This is a genomic window from Achromobacter sp. FW305-C-13, assembly GCF_058783475.1.
In genome coordinates, this window is record NZ_JBYSYN010000001.1 from 1,545,212 (window position 1) to 1,563,482 (window position 18,271).

Consider the following 18,271-nt stretch of genomic DNA (forward strand, 5'->3'; position numbering starts at 1 on the left):
AAGGGACATGCGCATCGGGGGCACCATGTCGCAGTCGGTAAATAAGGAATCCGGAGTTTGCCGCTAGAAATCAGAACGTGCCGTTCTAATCATATGTGCGGGAAATCGTTGACTCGGCTTTTACTGCCGTGAAAAGTCATAAGCCGCCAGGCGAGATAGCCGGGCTTTCCCACGCGCGGTGCGCGACGGCGGGTTCCAGGTAGCGCTCGACCTGCACCAGCGCCGTCTGGGCGCTGGGCCCTTGCGCCAGCCGCGACGTGCCGATGTCGGCCGTCAGCGTGTTCGGGTTGCCGTGCCGGTCCAGATCGCCATCCGGGTCCGACCAGGCGCCGGTGGCCATCACCACCACGCCGGGCATCAGCCCCGTGTCCAGCTTCACGCCGGCCAGGCAGGCGCCGCGCCCGTTGAAGACGCGCACGCGGTCCCCATCCTGGATCTGTCGCGCGGCCGCATCATCGGGATGCATCGCAATGGGTTCGCAGCCCTGGATCTTGCCCGCGCGCGACAAGGCCGCCGGATCCAGCTGGCTGTGCAGCCGGTGGCGCGGCTGGTTCGTCAGCAGGTGCAGCGGCCATTGCTCCGCCGCCTGGGCGCCCAGCCATTCCGACGGCGCCAGCCACACGGGGTGCCCCGGGCAGTCCGCGTAGCCGAAGCCCGCCACCACCTGCGAATGCAGTTCGATCTTGCCCGAAGGCGTGCGCAACGGATGCGCTGCGGGATCGCGCCGGAACGCCTCGAACAACACGTACTGCGATTCGGGTGGTGGCAGCTCGGCATGGCCGCGCGCCCAGAATTCATCGAAGGGCGGCAGCGTCACCCCCTTGTCCGCGCAACCCGCGCGCATGCCTTCATACACGTGGCGGCACCAGCCCATTTCGTCGCGCCCCGCCGTGAACGCCTCGTGAAAGCCCGCGCGCCGCGCCAGGTCGGCAAAGATGTCGAAGTCGTTGCGGGCCTCGCCCTGCGGGGCCACGGCCCGATGCATGGCGAACACATAGGGGTCGCGGGTCGACCCGCCAACGTCGCAGCGCTCCAGCGACGTGGTGGCCGGCAGCACGATGTCTGCCCGGCGCGCCAACGGCGTCCACCAGGATTCATGCACGATCACCGTTTCGGGCTTGCGCCAGGCCTGCCGGAACCGGTTCTGGTCCTGGTGATGGTGGAACGGATTGCCGCCCGCCCAATAGATCAGCTTCACGTCCGGATAGTGATGCCGCGCGCCGTTGAATTCATATTCGGCGCCCGGCGCCAGCAGCATGTCGGTGATGCGCGCGACCGGAATCGCCAATTGTGCAGGGTTCCTGGGCACCGGCACTTCCGGCCCCGGCACTTGCCGGCGCGGCTGCCCGATGCCGTTGAGCGACGCATGGCCAAAGGCGAAACCGCCGCCCGGCAGTCCGATCTGGCCGGCCAACGCCGCCAGGCCGATCACCGCCCAATAGGGTTGTTCGCCATGCTGCGCGCGTTGCAGCGACCACGCCGCCGTCAGCAGGCTGCGCTGGTTCGCGATGCTGCGCGCCAGCGCGGCAATGGTCTCTGCGGCCACGCCCGTAATGCCGGCCGCCCAGCATGCGTCCTTGGGCTGGCCATCGGTGGCGCCCGTCAAGTACGCGGCCCAGGCGTCGAACCCCACGCAATGCGTGTCCAGGAATGCCCTGTCGTACCGGTTTTCGGAAAGCAGCGTGTGGGCCATGCCCAGCATCAACGCCGTGTCGGTATTGGGCCGCACGGGAATCCAGTCCGCGGCGACGCCTTCCGGGATATCGGCGCGCGTCGGGCTGACCACGACCAGCCGGATGCCGGCGGCCTGTGCGCGCGCGAGCCAGCCCGGCAGGTTGTGCAGGCCGGCGCCGCCGGAGGTGACCTGGCTGTTCTTTACCGGTATGCCGCCAAACGCCACGATGATGCGGGTGTGCTCCAGCACGCTTTCCCAATCGGTGACGTCGCCGCTGACCGGGCTGGTCGTGCCGATCACGTGCGGCAACAGAAACTGCGCCGCGCCCCAGCTGTAGTTGCCCACCTGATCCACGCAGCCGCCGCCCTGGAACAGGAAGCGGCGGATCAGGCTGCGTGCATGGTGCACGCGCCCGGCGGAGGACCAGCCGTAAGAGCCGCCGAAGATGCCGGCCGGGCCCGATTGCTCGCGCACCCGCGCAAGCTCACCCGCCACCAGGTCCAGCGCGTGGTCCCATGACACTTCCACGTACTCGTCGCCTTCGCGGTCGCGGTTGCCCGCCAGCCAGCCCTTGCGCACGGAGGGCCGCTGGATGCGCAAGGGGGAATGCAGCATCTCCGCGATCGAACCCAGCATGGCGGAAGGCGCGCGGTCGGCGCCGAACGGTTCGCAGTTGACCACCCGGCCGTCTTCGACCACGGCGGTGAACGCGCCCCAATGCGCCAGCGAAGGGTGGCGGGTGCGGGTCGATGTGCCGGCGACTTCGGCCATGCGGAATCCTTTACGGGCGGTCTGTGTCGCGTCACGGCACAGACCCTGAACAAGACGCGGATTATGGCAAGAAAGCCCGGTGCGCCAGCCGATCAATTCGGCATAACCACATAACCCATACTGCTATGAGCGGTGCGTCGTCGCACCCAGCATGCGCAGGCAGTCGTCCGAAACAATGCGCGCGAAATCGGTGCAATCCTTCAGCTTGGCCGCGATGGCGTCGTCGGCCACGCCATGCACGCCGGAATAGATCAGCAAGGCGGTGATCCTGGGTTGCGGCAGCGGCCACAACCCGGCGGTCTTGCCGCCTTCCAGGATCCCCAGCAACTGGTCAAGAATGGCGTTCTTGTCGCGGTTCTGACGATCATGATGGTGGTGATTGCCATAAACGATGTCGTGCGTGCGGTAGGTATCCACGTAGGTCTGGATGCTGGCATGGATCCAGGCTTGCAGCTTGCCGACCCAATCGTCGCCCGCACAGGCATTCACGGCCCCTTCCAGCACCTCCAGGTATTGGCGGGTATAACGTTCGGCCAACGCGGCCAACATGTCGGTCTTGGCGGCGAAGTAGTGATAGAACGTGCCTTTGGCAACGTTCGCCTCTTCCACGATGCTGCTGATGGTAGTGCCTTCCACGCCGTTGGCCAGGAACAGCTTTTCGGCGGCCGCCATCAATTCCTCAAGCCGCACCTCCGCGGGCTTGGTCCGGGGCGGACGCGGCTCGGAAACAGGCAGCGGGGCGTTGGCGCGGGTCGATCTCATTGAAGCATTCCAGGCGGCTGGCAAAGACGCCCAGTTTAAGGGAAACCGGCCGGCGTCAACGTGCCCGGATTACTTGGGCGGGCAGCTGAATCGGGCATAACTCAGCAGGTCGGCCGCATAGCATTCGCAGGCGGCCGATTCCAGGCCGCGCCGGTCCAGCACGGCGATGTCGCCCCGGTGATAGGCGATCAGCTTGCGCTGTTGCAGCGCCGACGCCGCCACGGTCACGCCCACCCGGCGCACGCCCAGCATGTGGGCCAGGTACTCATGGGTCAGGTGGAAATGGTCGGCGTGGGCGCGGTCCTGGGTCATCAACAGCCACCGCGCCAGGCGGCCCTCGACCAGATGCGAATGCATGCAGGCGGCTGCCTGCGCCAGCTGCTGCAGGACGACGACCGTGTAACCGTTGATCAATTGTCGCAGCGCCTGGCTGGCGCCCAGTTCCTGCCGGAAGCGGTCGGCCGACATACGCAAGGCGACCCCGCCGCCCTGCACCACCGCACGTAGTTGCGAGGTATCCGTGCCCAAGGGCACGTCGACGCTCCACATGCCTTCGTTGCCGATCAACCCGACTTCCAGCGACGGGCCGCGCGCCAAGGGCAGGATCAGCGAGATATAGCTGCGCGTCGGAAAATAGACGTCACCCATGCGCCCGCCGGGTTGCAGCAAGCATTGGCCAAAGACCAGCTCGACCGCTTCGAAGCGCCCGAGCAACCGGTCCCGTTCGCGCCCGGGCAATGCGTCAAGCAAGCGGTTGGGCACGTCTTCATGCGCGGATTGGACAGAAGGCACGATCAGTTTCCGGTTCGCCCTTTCAGGGGCGTACAGCCTCGGTGCGCCGGCTGAGCAGACGCGCGTATTCATCACGGACCACGGTGTAGCACTCGCACACGCGCGCCTCGAGCCCAACGCGATCGGTTACCTGGATGTGGCCGCGCCGGTAGCGGATCAGCCCCGCCGTCTGCAAGTGCCCGGCCGCCTCCGTCACCCCTTCGCGCCGCACGCCCAGCATGTTTGCAATCAGTTCCTGCGTCATCACGATCTCGTTGGACCGCAGTCGGTCCAGGCTCAGCAACAGCCAGCGGCAAAGCTGCTGGTCCAGCGAGTGGTGCCGGTTGCACACAGCCGTCTGCGCCATCTGCGTCAGCAGCGCCTGGGTGTATCGCAGCAATAGATGCTGCATGGCGCCACCGCGGTCGAATTCGTCCTTCAGCGCCTGGCCCTTCAACTGGAAGGCCGAACCGGCGCTTTGCACGATGGCGCGGCTGGGGGTGGTTTCCCCGCCCATGAAGAGCGAGACGCCGACGATGCCCTCGTTGCCCACTACGGCGATTTCGGTGGATGCCCCGTCTTCCATGACGCACAAGAGCGACACGATGCAGTCGACGGGAAAGCAGACGTACCGCATACGGCCGCCCGGTTCGTACAACGCTTTGCCCAGCGGCATCGGCACGCGTTCAAGCAGCGGAAACAGGCGGGCCTGCTCGTCCGGGGGCAATGCCGCCAGCAGGTGGTTCTGGGTGGGATCGTGTGAGTCAGGCATGGCGGCTCCCTGCAACTAGCCCAATGCAGTCCCGCGAGTCGGGCGGGCGCAATCCGAAGGCGCTCCGACAGGCCTTACCCGTTCGGCAAGGGTAATCGGCAGGCGCTTGGTGCGCTGCCGAACAGAGTGCCTCCAGGGTAGCGCACTATTGCTCTGTCCCCCGGTTTGTCTTTCCCATCCTGGCGTCCAGGTATTTCTGCATCAGGGCCCGCGTGGAACTGTCATGGTTTTGCATGCCCGTCGTGCCGGCATCCAATTCATGAACGATGCGCAGCGCCAGCGTCTTGCCGAGCTCCACGCCCCACTGGTCAAAGGAATCGATGTTCCACGCCGCCCCTTGCGTAAAGGCGCTGTGTTCATACATCGCCACCAGCGCACCCAGCGTCCGCGGCGTCAGCCGGGTGGAGAGCAGCGTATTGCTGGGCCGGTTGCCTTCGACATGCCGGTGAGGCGCGGCCGCCGCGCCGTCATCGGCCAACGCCTGGCCGAACGCCAAGGCCTCGGCCTGCGCGAACATGTTGGCAAGCAAGTCTTCGTGCTGACGGGGCGAAGCCGCAAGCGGCACCAGGAATCCGATGAAATCGCAGGGCACCACCTGGCTGCCCTGGTGCAGCAACTGGTGAAAGGAATGCTGGCCGTTCGTGCCGCAAGCGCCCCAGTACACGGGGCCGGTGTGCCCCGCCACGGGCTTGCCCTCTTGCGTCACGGACTTGCCGTTGCTTTCCATCATCAATTGCTGCACGTAAGACGGAAAACGCCGCAAATGGTGGTCGTAGGGCAGGACGGCCGCGGTGCGCGCGCCCAGGCAGTTGTTGTTCCAGATGGCCATCAGCCCGTGCATGACCGGCAGGTTCCGCTCCAGGGGCGCGTTGCGGAAATGCGTGTCCATGTCGTGGCAGCCCGCCAGCATCTCGCCGAAAGCCTCCGGCCCCACCGCCACCATCAGCGCCAAGCCCATGGCCGAACACAGCGAATAGCGTCCGTTGACCCAGTCCCAGATCTCCAATACGCGGTCCCGCGCGATGCCGGATTGGATCGCGGCCTCGCGATTGCCCGTGACCGCCACGAAATGCGCCTGCACCGCGTCTTCGTCCGGCAGGGCCTGCATGCACCAGGCGCGCGCCGACGCCGCATTGTGGCGGGTTTCCGAGGTCTGCCAGCTTTTTGAACAGACAATGAACAGCGTTTCGCGCGGATCCAGGCCGTGCGTGGCCTGCGCGAAATCCGCACCGTCCACGTTCGACACAAAGCGCACAAGCAGGCCGGGCTGGGCGTAGTGTTCAAGCGCCGCGCAAGCCATTTCCACGCCGATCGCCGACCCGCCGATGCCCAGGTTGATCACATTGCGGATGGGCATGCCCGTGCCGCCCAGGCAGGCGCCGCTGCGCAACTGCATGGCCAGCGCCGCCATGCGGTGCAAGGTCTTCTGCACGTTCGGCCCGACATCGCGGCCGTCCACCTGCACGGCTTCCCCGGCAGGCATGCGCAACGCGACATGCAACGCCGCCCGCCCTTCGCTGGCATTGATGGCGTCGCCCTGGAACATGGCGTCGATCCGGGCCGGCAGCCGGCATTCCTTGGCCAGTTGCACCAGACGCGCCACGGTTCCAGGGGTGACCCGGTTCTTGGAATAGTCCAGATACCAGCCAGCCGCCTCCAGCGTCAGACGCGCCCCGCGCACCGGGTCTTCCATGAAGAGTTGCCGCAGGGTCACCGGGCGCATTGCTTGCCGATGGTCCGCCAGCGCCTGCCAGGCGGGCGTGGGTAGCGGTGTGGCCTCTGGCCCCGATTCCTGCATGTCCATCGACTTCCCCCTCCCACCCGTCCGTCGGCCCACACATGGATGCCGCACGGTGCATTGCAATGCGGTCGGGCTCGGGTCGTTTATGGCATAGGCCGCGCCTCGCGTCCGTGCGGTAGCGCACAGAGCCGGCGCGCGCGCTTGGTCACTCTATAGGCGGGAGGTCGCCACCCTGGCGACGCCTTTGCCCCGATGGATCACGTCCGACCGAGTATTGATGAAACCCATAGCCTGGCCTTCCCTGGAGGCCGCCCCCGAATGGATCGACCTGTTTGCTCGCAGCAAGCCCTCGCTTACCTCCGCCGAAAGCGAGCCGCCGTTGCGCGCCGAACTGTTCAATTCCCAGCAGATGGAAGCGCACGGCCAGGCGCTGGCGCATGTGCATGCGCTGGGCGCCTTTCGCGCGCAGGACAACCTGCTGCCCCGGCTGACGGAGAACCAGACGCTGCTGGCCCAGGCCTGTGCGCTGCTGATCGAATCCATGCAGCAAAGTCGCCAGATCACGCCGGCGGACGAATGGCTGCTGGACAACTTCTACCTGATCGAAGAGCAGATCCGGCTGGCCAAGCGGCATTTGCCCAAGGGGTACAGCCGCAGCCTGCCCAAACTGGCCGCGGGTCCCTCGCAGGGCCTTCCCCGGGTGTACGACATCGCGCTGGAGATGATTTCGCACAGCGATGCGCGGATTGACGCCGACGGGATCAGCGCGTTCGTGGCCGCTTATCAGCGCGTCGAACCCCTGCAGCTGGGCGAGCTTTGGGCCATCCCCATCATGATGCGCCTGGCCCTGATCGAGAACCTGCGGCGCGTGGCGATCCGCCTGGCCTACGCCAACATGAACCGGGGCTTGGCGGACACCTGGGCGGACGCCATGCGCAAGGCCGCGCAGGACGACCCCACCAGCCTGATTCTTGTCATCGCCAACATGGCGCGCTCGAATCCGCCCATAGACGGCGCCTTCGTGGCCGAACTGGCCCGCCGCCTGCAAGGCCATGGTCCGGCGCTGGCATTGCCGTTGACCTGGTTCGAGCAGCGCCTGGCCCAATCCAACCTGACCATCGAGCAGATGGTCGTGGCCGAAAACCAGCAGCAAGCGGCCGACCAGGTCTCCATCAGCAACAGCATCGGCAGCCTGCGCGCGCTGTCGAAGACGAACTGGAACGAATTCGTCGAAGCCATCAGCCTGGTGGAGCAGACATTGCGCCAGGACCCGGCTGGGGTCTACGCCGACATGGACTTCCCGACCCGGGACCGCTACCGCCATCGGGTGGAGCGCCTGGCCCGGAACGCCGATCGTTCCGAGATCGAATTGGCCACCATGGCGATCGACCTGGCGCGCACGGCGGCGCCAGACGCCCATGCTGACGCCCCCGCCGATCCGCGCCGGCGGCACGTGGGCTTCTATCTGATTGATCAAGGCCTGCCGGAACTGGTAAAGCTGGGCAAGGTCCGGCTGAGCGTGACGGACCGGTTGGCGCGCCTGTCGCCCGGCGCGGCGCTGGCCGGCTATGCGGCGGCGATCGTGCTGATGACGGGCGCCTTGTCCGCGCTGCTGGTGTTCGTGGCCCATTCGGCGGGCGCCCAGCCGTGGCCGCTAGCCGCCCTGGCGGTGCTGTCACTGATCGGCACCAGCCATTTGTCGGTTGCCGTCATCAACTGGTCCCTGACCTGGCTGGTGCGCCCACAGCGCCTGCCGCGGATGGACTACGCCAAACGCATTCCGGACGCTGCCCGCTGCCTGGTGGCGGTACCGTCCATGCTGATCGACGCTGACGACGGCGAACAGCTGGCCGAGTCGTTGGAGATCCGGTTTCTGGCGAACCCGGGCGACAACCTGAGCTTCTGCCTGCTGACGGATTTTGCGGACGCGGCCGCGGAACATCTGCCCGCGGACGCGTTGCTGCTGGAACGCGCCAAAACGCATGTCCAGGCGCTGAACCACAAATACCGGCGTTTGGGCCGAAGCCCCTTTTACCTATTGCACCGCCCTCGCCGCTGGAATGCCCACGAACAGGTCTGGATGGGTCAGGAAAGAAAGCGCGGCAAACTGGCCGATCTGAACGGCCTGCTGCGCGGCCAAGGCACGGGTGCGTTCTCCTGCGTGGTCGGCGACCTGGACGCGCTGGCCGCCGTGAAGTACGTCATCACACTAGACACCGATACCGAGTTGCCCCGGGAAAGCGCCTGGAAGCTGATCGGCGCCATGGCGCATCCGCTCAACCAGGCCCAGTTCGATCCCGTCCGGCGTCGCGTGACGCGGGGCTACGGCATCCTGCAACCGCGCGTGGCGGTCAACCTGGCTGACCTGGCCGCCTCCGCCTATGCGCGGGTCAATGGCGGCGACGCCGGCATCGACCCCTACACCAACACCGTGTCGGACGTCTATCAGGACACTTTCAAGGAAGGGTCCTTCGTCGGCAAAGGCATCTATGACGTCGACGCGTTCGAGGCCGCGCTGAAGGACTGCTTCCCTGACAACCGCGTGCTGAGCCACGACCTGCTGGAGGGTTGCTACGCTCGTTCCGGCCTGCTGAGCGATGTGCAGTTGTTCGAAGGCCACCCCGCCCGCTATTCGGCCGATGTCAGCCGCCGCCATCGCTGGATCCGGGGCGACTGGCAATTGCTGGGCTGGCTGTTCGGCCACCCACCGCGCCCACCCGGCACGGCGGGCGGACCGCCTCTTGCCTGGCTGGCGCGTTGCAAGATCCTGGACAATCTGCGGCGCAGCCTCGTGTCGCCCAGCCTGGTGCTGTTGATGGCGTTGGGCTGGACCTTGCTGCCGTATCCCTGGCTGTGGACGGGGGCCGGGGTGATGGTCGTGTTCCTGCCCGCGCTGTTCGCCTCCGCTCTGGGCGCAGTCAGGAAGGGCGACGATGTCTTGCTGGGGCAGCATCTGCTGGGCTGGGTCCCGTCAACGCTCAAGCAGTTCAGCCGGGCCACGTTTGCGTTCAGCGCCATGGCGCACGAGGCGCTTTACAACCTGGACGCCATTGGCCGCACACTGTACCGCCTGACGATATCGCACCGCCGCCTGTTGGAATGGAAGCCCTCCAGCGTCACCAACCGCGACGGCGCGGCGCGCTCGGGCCCGTGGCTGCTATCCGTATGGGGGTCGCCGCTGCTGGCGCTGGCGATCGGCGCCTGCGTCCTGCTCTGGAACCCGTCGGCCTGGCCCGCGGCGTTCCCGGTGCTGGCCTTGTGGGCCTTGATGCCGGCAATTGCCTGGCGCCTGAGCCGGCCGCCCGCCGTCCCGAAAACCGCACTGTCGCCCAGTCAGGACCAGTTCCTGCGCTTGCTGGCGCGCAAGACCTGGTCGTTCTTCGACGGGCACGGTGGGGCCGAAGACAACTGGCTGATCCCGGACAACGTGCAGGACCGGCCTGCGCCTACGACCGCGCACCGCACCTCGCCCACCAATCTGGGGCTGGCCCTGCTGTCGAACCTCGCCGCGCATGACTTCGGCTACTTGCAGGCGGGCCGCTTGATGGAACGCACGCAAGCCACTTTAAGCACCATGGGCAAGCTCGAGCGCTACCTGGGCCATTTCTATAACTGGTACGACACCCTCACGCTGGCCCCCTTGCACCCGCTGTACATCTCGACCGTGGACAGCGGCAACCTGGCCGGCCACCTGCTGACGCTGCGTCCCGGGCTGCTGGCGCTGGCCCAGGCTCCGATCCTGCATCCGCGCACCTTCGCGGGCCTGGCCGACGCCGCGGCCGTGTTGCGAGACAGCCTGCCGGCCAACGCCTTCTCCGCGCTGGACGTGCTGGATGCCGCGCTGCTGACGGCGCAGGAACCGGCCGGCCGCGCCGCGCCCAAGACGCTGGCGCAAATCCGGCAGCGCCTGGAGCACATCCGCCAACTGGGTTATGGACTGCTGGAAGCCTTCGAGGCGCCCGCGTACTCTGAACCGCTATGGCATTGCCAGGCCATGTTGCGCCAATGCGAAGAGGCTCGCGATGAACTGGCCCTGCTGGCGCCCTGGCCCGAACGGCCCGCCGACGCCCCCTGGCAGGACATCCCGGCGTTGCAGGCCATGCCCACGCTGCAGCAGGTGGCCGATCAAGGCGGCGGCGTGCTGGCCGCCTTGCGGGCCCGCCGCTCCGAGCCCGGCACGACGCCGGACGAGCGTGCGTGGTTGCTGCAAACCGAGCTTGCCATCGTCCTGGCGGCGGACCGCGCCACCCAACGATGCGCCGCGCTGGAAAAACTGGCCGACACGCTGGCTGACATGGCGGTGGCGGAATACGGCTTCTTGTACGACAAGGGCAGCCGCCTGTTGGCCATCGGCTACAACCTGACCGAACGCCGGCGCGACGAAGGCCTGTACGACCTGCTGGCTTCCGAGGCGCGCCTGGGCAGCTTCGTGGCGATTGCGCAGGGGCAATTGCCGCAAGAGACGTGGTTCGCGCTGGGCCGGCAATTGAGCAATTCCCCGGGCGGGCCGGTGCTGCTCTCCTGGAGCGGGTCCATGTTCGAATACCTGATGCCCCGGCTCGTCATGCCCTCCTACCCCCAGACCCTGCTGGACCAGACCTGCCTGTCGGCGGTGCGCACGCAGATCGACTACGGCGACAAGCTGGGCATTCCGTGGGGCATGTCAGAAAGCGCCTACAACCTGTTCGATGTCGGCATGAACTACCAGTACCGCGCGTTCGGCGTGCCCGGGTTGGGACTGAAACGCGGCCTGGCCGATGACGTGGTGGTGGCCCCGTACGCGTCGATGCTGGCGCTGATGGTGGCGCCCGCTGAGGCCTGCCGCAACCTGCAGCGGCTGGCCAAAGACCAGTTGATCGGGCGCTACGGGCTGTACGAGGCCATCGACTACACGCCGCGCCGTCAACCGCCCGGCAAGAACGGCACGATCGTGTACGCCTACATGGCCCATCATCAGGGCATGGGCTTCCTGTCGCTTGCCAGCGTCTTGCTGGGCCGAACGATGCAGGCCCGCTTCGAGGCCGACCCCTCGTTCCAGGCCACCATGCTGCTGCTTCAGGAACGCGTTCCGCGCGCCGCGGCCGCCTACGCCAAGGCCACCGAACTGTCGGTGATCCGCAGCACGCCGCCGGGCCAGGCCGAGGTATCCGTGCGCGTGCTGGATACCGCCGACACGCCCATCCCCGAAGTCCAGTTGCTGTCCAACGGCCGCTACCACGTAATGGTCACCAATAGCGGCGCGGGCTCCAGCCGCTGGCGGGACCTGTCCGTCACGCGCTGGCGCGAAGACGGCACCTGCGACAACTGGGGCACGTTCTGCTATCTGCGCGACACAGACAGCGGCCACGTCTGGTCCACCTCCTATCAGCCAACCCTGCAACGTCCCGACCACTACGAAGTGATCTTCTCGGAAGGCCGCGCAGAGTTCCGGCGCACCGACAATCAGATCGACACGCATACGGAAATCGTCGTGTCGCCCGAAGACGATATCGAACTGCGGCGCTGCCGCCTGACCAACCGCGGACGCGAACGCCGCACCCTTGAGATCACCTGCTATGCCGAGGTCGTCATCGCCCCGGCCATGGCCGACGAATTGCATCCGGCCTTCAGCAACCTGTTCATCCAGACCGAGATCGTGCCGTCGGAACGCGCCATCCTCAGCACGCGGCGCGGCCGCAGTCCGGAAGACAATCCGCCGTGGATGTTCCAGCTGCTGGCCATCCACGGCGGCGACCCGGGGCGCGCGTCGTATGAAACGGACCGGGCGCAATTCCTGGGGCGCGGCCGCTCCGTGGCCAATCCGCTGGCGATGGACTCGGCAGCCCCCCTGTCGGGCAGCCAGGGTTCCGTGCTGGACCCGGTGTCGGCCATCCGCTGCACCATCACGCTGGAACCCGAGGAAACCGCCGTCGTCGATCTGGTGCAGGGCGTGGGCGACAGCCGTAGCGCCTGCATGAACCTGATCAGCAAGTACCAGGACCGCCATCTGGCGGATCGCGCCCTGGAGTTGGCCTGGACCCATGCGCAGGTGCTGGTGCGCCAGTTGAACGCCACCGAAGCCGACGCCCAGTTGTACGCGCGCTTGGCCAACGCCATCGTCTACCAGAACCCCACGCTGCGGGCCGACGCGGCCACGCTCGTCAAGAACCGCCGCGGGCAGTCCGGCCTGTGGGGCTACGCCATCTCGGGCGACCTGCCCATCGTGCTGCTGCGCATCAAGGACCCGGCCAATTTCGAATTGGTCCGCCAATTGGTGCAGGCCCATGCCTACTGGCGGCAAAAGGGCGTCATCGTGGACCTGGTGATCTGGAACGAAGACACCGGCACCTACCGCCAGGCCCTGCAGGACCGCATGATGGGGCTGATTTCTGCCGGAGTGGAATCGCACATCATCGACCGCCCGGGCGGCATCTTCGTGCGTCCTGGCGACCAGATCTCGGAAGAAGACCGCACGCTGTTGCTGGCCGTCTCTCGCGTGTCGCTCAGCGACGCCCAGGGCACGTTGGCCAACCAGGTCAACCGCCTGGCGTTGCCGGAAACCCGTGTCGCGCCCCTCGTGATATCGGCCGCGCCCTTGCCGGCCTCGGTCGACGTCCCGCCGGCTGCCGCGCCCGCGCCGCTGCTGCACGCCAACGGCCTGGGCGGCTTCACGGCCGACGGCGAGGAATACGTCATCACCACCACACGCGACCAGCGCACGCCCGCGCCCTGGGTCAACGTCATTGCCAATGCCGCGATCGGCACCGTGGTCTCGGAAAGCGGGCAGGCCTATAGCTGGGCTGGCAACGCCCATGAGTTCCGCCTGACGCCCTGGCACAACGACGGCGTCACCGACGCCTGCGGCGAAGCCTTCTATCTGCGCGACGAGATCAGCGGTCATTACTGGTCGGCCGCGCCTTACCCGGCCGGCGGGGAATCGGCCTACGTCACCCGCCACGGATTCGGCTACACGGTCTTCGAACACGTGGAGGATGGCATCGAATCCGAATTGCGCGTCCACGTCGCCCACGAATCGCCCGTCAAGTTCTATGTTCTGACGCTACGCAACCGATCCGGGCGCCGCCGTCGCCTGTCGGCCACCGGGTATGTGGAATGGGTGCTGGGCGACCTGCGCGCGAAATCCGCAATGCACGTCACCACCGAGATCGACGCCGACACCGGCGCCCTCTTCGCCCGCAACAGCTTCAATGCCGACTATTCCGGGCACGTGGCCTATTTCGACACCCACAGCACCACCCGCACCATGACGGGCGACCGCAAGGAATTCATCGGCAGGAACGGCACGCTGCGCCACCCGCAAGCGCTGCGCCGCATTCGCTTGTCGGGCCGATGCGGCGCCGCGCTGGACCCTTGCGCCGCAATCCAGGTGCCCGCCACCCTGGACGACGGGCAGGACACCCAGATCCTGTTTCAGCTGGGCGCGTCGTCCGAGGGCGCCGATCACGCCCGGCACTTGGTGCGCCGGTATCGGGAAACGGGGGCCGCCGCCCACGAAGCGCAGGCCGTCCGGCAATACTGGCGCGACACGCTGGACGTCGTGCGTATCGACACACCGGACGCCACCGTGAATACGCTTGCCAACGGCTGGCTGCTCTATCAGACGCTGGCTTGCCGGCTGTGGGCGCGCAGCGGCCATTACCAATCGGGCGGCGCGTACGGCTTCCGGGACCAATTGCAGGACGTGATGGCGCTGGCGATCGCGCGCCCCGAGTTGACGCGCGCCCACCTGCTGCGCAGCGCGGCCCAGCAATTCGTGCAAGGCGACGTGCTGCATTGGTGGCACCCGCCTTCCAACCGGGGCGTCCGCACCCGTTGTTCCGACGATTATCTGTGGCTGCCGTTCGCCACCAGCCACTACGTGGACGTCACCGGCGATGTGGGCGTACTGGAAGAAAACGTGGGCTTCATCGAAGGGCGCCCGCTGAATCCCGGCGAATCGTCCAACTACGACCACCCCACCCCGTCCCGGGAATCCGCCAGCCTCTACGTGCACTGCACGCGCGCCCTCACGCACGCGTTGAACGCTTTGGGCGCGCACGGGCTGCCGCGCATCGGGTCGTGCGACTGGAACGATGGCATGGACAAGGTGGGCGATGCCGGCCGCGGCGTCAGCGTGTGGCTGGGCTTCTTCCTGCATGACACCCTGAACCGCTTCGCCCCGCTGGCCCGCGCGCGGGCGGACCTGCCGTTCGCCGCGTTCTGCGAATCGACGGCGCGGCAATTGGCGAAGGATCTTGAACAGGCTGGTTGGGACGGCAACTGGTATCGCCGGGCCTATTTCGACGACGGCGCCCCGCTCGGCTCCGCCGAAAACCTCGAATGCCAGATCGATTCCATTTCGCAAAGCTGGGCTGTCCTGTCCGGCGTGGCCAGCCCGGACCGCGCGCGCTCGGCGATGCAGGCCGTGGACGACCGGCTGGTGGACGACGAGCTTGGCCTGATCCGCCTGCTGACGCCCCCCTTCGACAAGGCGCCGATGAATCCCGGGTACATCCGCGGCTACGTGCCGGGGGTGCGCGAAAACGGCGGCCAATACACCCACGCCGCCATCTGGACGGCGATGGCCTTCTGCGAACTGCAGGACGAGGCGCGCATCGGCCGCCTGCTTCCCATGCTGAATCCCATCAACCATGCCGATACGCCGGCGGGCGCCGCTACCTACAAGGTGGAACCCTATGTCATGGCTGCCGACATCTACACCACGCCCGGCCAGTTGGGGCGCGGCGGCTGGACCTGGTACACGGGATCGTCCGGGCTGATGTACCGGCTGATCCTGGAGTCGGTGCTGGGCATGCAGCTGCGCGGCGACACGCTCAGCTTCCGCCCCTGCCTGCCCCCGGACTGGAACGGCTTCACGCTGCAATACCGGTTCGGCGGCGCGACCTATGCCGTCACCGCCACGCGGGTAGCGGCTGCGGCGGGGCCGTTGCGGGTCACCCTGGATGGCGTCAATCAGGAGGACGGCATGGTCCGCTTGCGCGACGATGGGCAGGTGCGTCAGGTGCGCATCGAACTCCCCGCCGGGCCTTAGCGGCCTCGCCCGCCCAGCCCCGCGCTCCCGCTCATCCAAGCGGGAGCGCGGTTGGCCCAATGCCTAGTGGTTTTCCCTCAAATCCGGCAAAAACGGGCGGTTCCCGATTCCCAAGCGGAATTCCGTCCGGTACATTTCGTCCAGTGGCCTGACCACTTGACCATCAGGCACCTGAACAAGATTCCTGCATCCCTTCGACCCCGCGCAAGACACGAGCGCCCCAGACCTATTACGCTCTACCCCCCCGAACACTCCATCCCACGCCACAATGACTTCCCTTCAGGCCGTAGCCTCGACCCGCCTCTACCGCATGATTGCCGACCAGATCGCCGCGCGCATCAAGGCGGGCGATTTCCCTGCGGGCGGCAGACTGCCCGCCGAGCGCGAGCTGGCCGAGCAACTGCAAGTCAGCCGGGCGTCGGTGCGCGAGGCCCTGATTGCGCTGGAAATCGAAGGCTATGTGGATGTGCGCGTGGGCACCGGCGTGTTCGTGTGCCCGCCGCGCGAAGACGGCAACTATCAGGACGCGCCCCAGGCCCCCGCGGCAGACAGCGTCGAAGCCACCGACATCGGCCCCTTCGACCTTCTGGAAACGCGCCTGCTGATCGAACCGGAATGCGCCGCGTTGGCTGCGCAGAAGGCGTCGCCCGCGCAGATCGCGGCGATCCGCGTCGCGCACGAAGGCATGTCGCTGACCGAGTCGCCCAGCGTGCACGACCGCGCCTTCCACAGCGCCATCGGCGCGGCCTGCGGCAACGCGGCCCTGGCCGCAGCCATCTCGCACATCTGGCACCTCAGCACGCTCAGCCCGGTGTTCCACCGGCTGGAAGAGCACTTCGTGACCACCAAGGTGTGGAGCGAAGCGCAGAAAGAACACGAACGCATCCTCGCGGCCATTGTCGATCGCGATCCCATCCGCGCGCGTCACGCCATGCACGACCATCTGGTCGGCATCCTGGCGCGACTGCGGGAAGACTTCGGCAACGTTGGGATTCGATGATTTGATGACCCGCTAAGCACCCGGCCTGGCGCTCCAGGCCCCTCCCCTTACCGACCGTGCATGCACCGCCGGCGCGAAAAGCGCCGCCTGCGGCAAGGGGAGCGGCTTGCCCGCGATTCCGCATGACCCTGCAGTTCCGCAGTCCCTGCAAGACCCGCAAGACCCGTACGTCAAATACTTAAAACATATCAAGGTGAAAACATGCAGCTGACCCGTACCGTGAAGCTAGTGAGCGCGGCGCTATTGGCGCTAGGCGCCCACGCCGCCCAGGCCAACAAGGCTGACAACTCCCTCAACATCGCCTTCGACGCGGCGCCCGCCACGCTGGACGCCTACAAGGAATCGGACCGTCCCGGCCTGGCGCTGGCGCGCATGGTCTTCTCGGGGTTGCTGCAAAAGAACCAGGACACGGGCGAATTCGGCCCGGCCATCGCCACGGGCTACAAGTTCGTCGACGACACCACCATCGAACTGCCCATCCGCCGCGACGTGAAGTTCCACGACGGATCGCTGCTGACCATCGACGACGTGCTGTACACGCTGAACCTGGTGTCTTCCGACGCCTACAAGGCCCGCTTCCAGAACCAGGTCGCGTGGATCGCCAAGGCGGAAAAAGCCGGCGAGGACACGGTGCGCATCAAGATGAAGACGCCCTACCCGCTGGCGCTGGAAATGCTGTCGGAAAACCTGCCGATCTATCCGCGCAAGTATTACGAGGCCAACCAGTCCGACATGGGCGCCAAGCCCATCGGCACGGGCCCCTACCGCCTGACCGAAAGCCAGCCCGGCAGCCGCTACGTGTACGAACGCTACGATGACTACTTCGGCCCCAAGCCGGCCGTCAAAAAGCTGGTGGTGCGCGTGCTGCCCGACGCCAACACCCAGTACGCCGAACTGCTGTCCGGCGGCCTGGACTGGATCTGGCGCGTGCCGCCGGACGTGGCCCGCCGCATGGAGAAAACGCCGACCGTCACGGTCAAGAGCAGCAGCATCATGCGCATCAGCTATATCTCGCTGAACCCGCGTTTCGACGACGGCAAGTCGCCGCTGGCCAAGCAGGAAGTGCGCCAGGCCATCAACTACGCCATCGACCGCGAAGCGATCCGCAAAGCGCTGGTAGGCGGCGCGTCCAAGGTCATCAACGCGGCCTGCAACCCGGCCCAGTTCGGTTGCGCCGCCGACGTGCAGGCCTACAAGTTCGACCCGGCCCGCGCCAAGCAACTGCTGGCGTCCGCCGGGTACCCCAATGGCATCACGCTGGACCTGGTGATCTCGGCGCCGCCGCGCAGCATCCTGGACGCGGCCGCTGCCCAGATGGCGCAAGCCGGCATCAAGCTGAACCTGGTCGAACAGCAGTACGGCACCGCGATGACCAACTGGCGCGACGGCAAGATCGCCATGCTGTCGTCCAACTGGGGCTCGTACGGTATCGCGGACGCGGCGCTGTCCACCAGCAATTTCTTCCGCGGCGGCCCGGACGACCAGGCCCGCAACCCCGAGGTGATCAAGTATCTGGAAGCGGCCGACACGTCGGTAGACCGCGACCTGCGCGCCAAGAACTACGCGGCCGCGCAGAAGATCGTGGCCGACCAGGCGTACTGGGTACCGCTGTGGAACCACTCGCTGAACGCCGTGCAGGCCAAGGACTTGAACTTCTCGGTCGACGGAGACGAGTTCCCGCGTTTCTACAAGGCCACCTGGAACTGATCCGGGCGGCCGGCGCGCCGCGCTTATTGCCTGTCCGGCCG

8 protein-coding genes are annotated in these 18,271 nt (G+C 66.8%); 3 read left to right on the forward strand and 5 right to left on the reverse strand.

Annotation, left to right across the window (positions count from 1 at the left end; translation table 11 throughout):
- Positions 1–136: 136 nt before the first annotated feature.
- The 5 genes from AC3WMU_RS06905 to pgi form a co-directional block, all read right to left on the reverse strand.
- Positions 137–2,446: a molybdopterin-dependent oxidoreductase gene (locus AC3WMU_RS06905; RefSeq protein ID WP_492282047.1), complete on the reverse strand. Its 2,310-nt coding sequence runs from the start codon at positions 2,444–2,446 to the stop codon at positions 137–139.
- 123 nt (positions 2,447–2,569) lie between these two features.
- Positions 2,570–3,118: a TetR/AcrR family transcriptional regulator gene (locus AC3WMU_RS06910; RefSeq protein ID WP_492282356.1), complete on the reverse strand. Its 549-nt coding sequence runs from the start codon at positions 3,116–3,118 to the stop codon at positions 2,570–2,572.
- Positions 3,119–3,277: 159 nt separating this feature from the next.
- The gene (locus AC3WMU_RS06915) at positions 3,278–4,000 is read right to left on the reverse strand and encodes a Crp/Fnr family transcriptional regulator (RefSeq protein ID WP_492282048.1); all 723 of its coding nucleotides are present in this window, start codon (positions 3,998–4,000) and stop codon (positions 3,278–3,280) included.
- A 22-nt stretch (positions 4,001–4,022) separates the two neighbouring features.
- Complete coding sequence (locus tag AC3WMU_RS06920; protein ID WP_280026306.1) at positions 4,023–4,751, reverse strand: Crp/Fnr family transcriptional regulator; 729 nt, start codon at positions 4,749–4,751, stop codon at positions 4,023–4,025.
- Between the two features lie 145 nt (positions 4,752–4,896).
- Positions 4,897–6,555, reverse strand: coding sequence for a glucose-6-phosphate isomerase (pgi, locus tag AC3WMU_RS06925; protein WP_492282049.1), 1,659 nt, complete (start codon positions 6,553–6,555; stop codon positions 4,897–4,899).
- A 214-nt stretch (positions 6,556–6,769) separates the two neighbouring features.
- On the opposite strand from pgi, the gene AC3WMU_RS06930 reads away from it, so the two are divergent.
- The 3 genes from AC3WMU_RS06930 (at position 6,770) to AC3WMU_RS06940 (ending at position 18,230) form a co-directional block, all read left to right on the forward strand.
- On the forward strand, positions 6,770–15,523 hold the full coding sequence (locus tag AC3WMU_RS06930) for a glycoside hydrolase family 94 protein (RefSeq protein ID WP_492282050.1): 8,754 nt from the start codon (positions 6,770–6,772) through the stop codon (positions 15,521–15,523).
- 268 nt (positions 15,524–15,791) lie between these two features.
- Positions 15,792–16,523 carry a FadR/GntR family transcriptional regulator gene (locus AC3WMU_RS06935; RefSeq protein ID WP_006225893.1) on the forward strand — a complete coding sequence of 244 codons (732 nt, stop codon included), beginning with the start codon at positions 15,792–15,794 and terminating at the stop codon, positions 16,521–16,523.
- A 201-nt stretch (positions 16,524–16,724) separates the two neighbouring features.
- Positions 16,725–18,230 carry an ABC transporter substrate-binding protein gene (locus AC3WMU_RS06940; RefSeq protein ID WP_088587542.1) on the forward strand — a complete coding sequence of 502 codons (1,506 nt, stop codon included), beginning with the start codon at positions 16,725–16,727 and terminating at the stop codon, positions 18,228–18,230.
- The last annotated feature ends 41 nt before the right edge of the window (positions 18,231–18,271 follow it).

Excerpts from the sequence above, each read along its gene's own strand:
- AC3WMU_RS06905 (WP_492282047.1), bottom strand. The coding sequence starts at position 2,446 with ATGGCCGAAGTCGCCGGCACATCGACCCGCACCCGCCACCCTTCGCTG.
- AC3WMU_RS06910 (WP_492282356.1), bottom strand. The coding sequence starts at position 3,118 with ATGGCGGCCGCCGAAAAGCTGTTCCTGGCCAACGGCGTGGAAGGCACT.
- AC3WMU_RS06920 (WP_280026306.1), bottom strand. The coding sequence starts at position 4,751 with ATGCCTGACTCACACGATCCCACCCAGAACCACCTGCTGGCGGCATTG.
- pgi (WP_492282049.1), bottom strand. The coding sequence starts at position 6,555 with ATGGACATGCAGGAATCGGGGCCAGAGGCCACACCGCTACCCACGCCC.
- AC3WMU_RS06930 (WP_492282050.1), top strand. The coding sequence starts at position 6,770 with ATGAAACCCATAGCCTGGCCTTCCCTGGAGGCCGCCCCCGAATGGATC.
- AC3WMU_RS06935 (WP_006225893.1), top strand. The coding sequence starts at position 15,792 with ATGACTTCCCTTCAGGCCGTAGCCTCGACCCGCCTCTACCGCATGATT.
- AC3WMU_RS06940 (WP_088587542.1), top strand. The coding sequence starts at position 16,725 with ATGCAGCTGACCCGTACCGTGAAGCTAGTGAGCGCGGCGCTATTGGCG.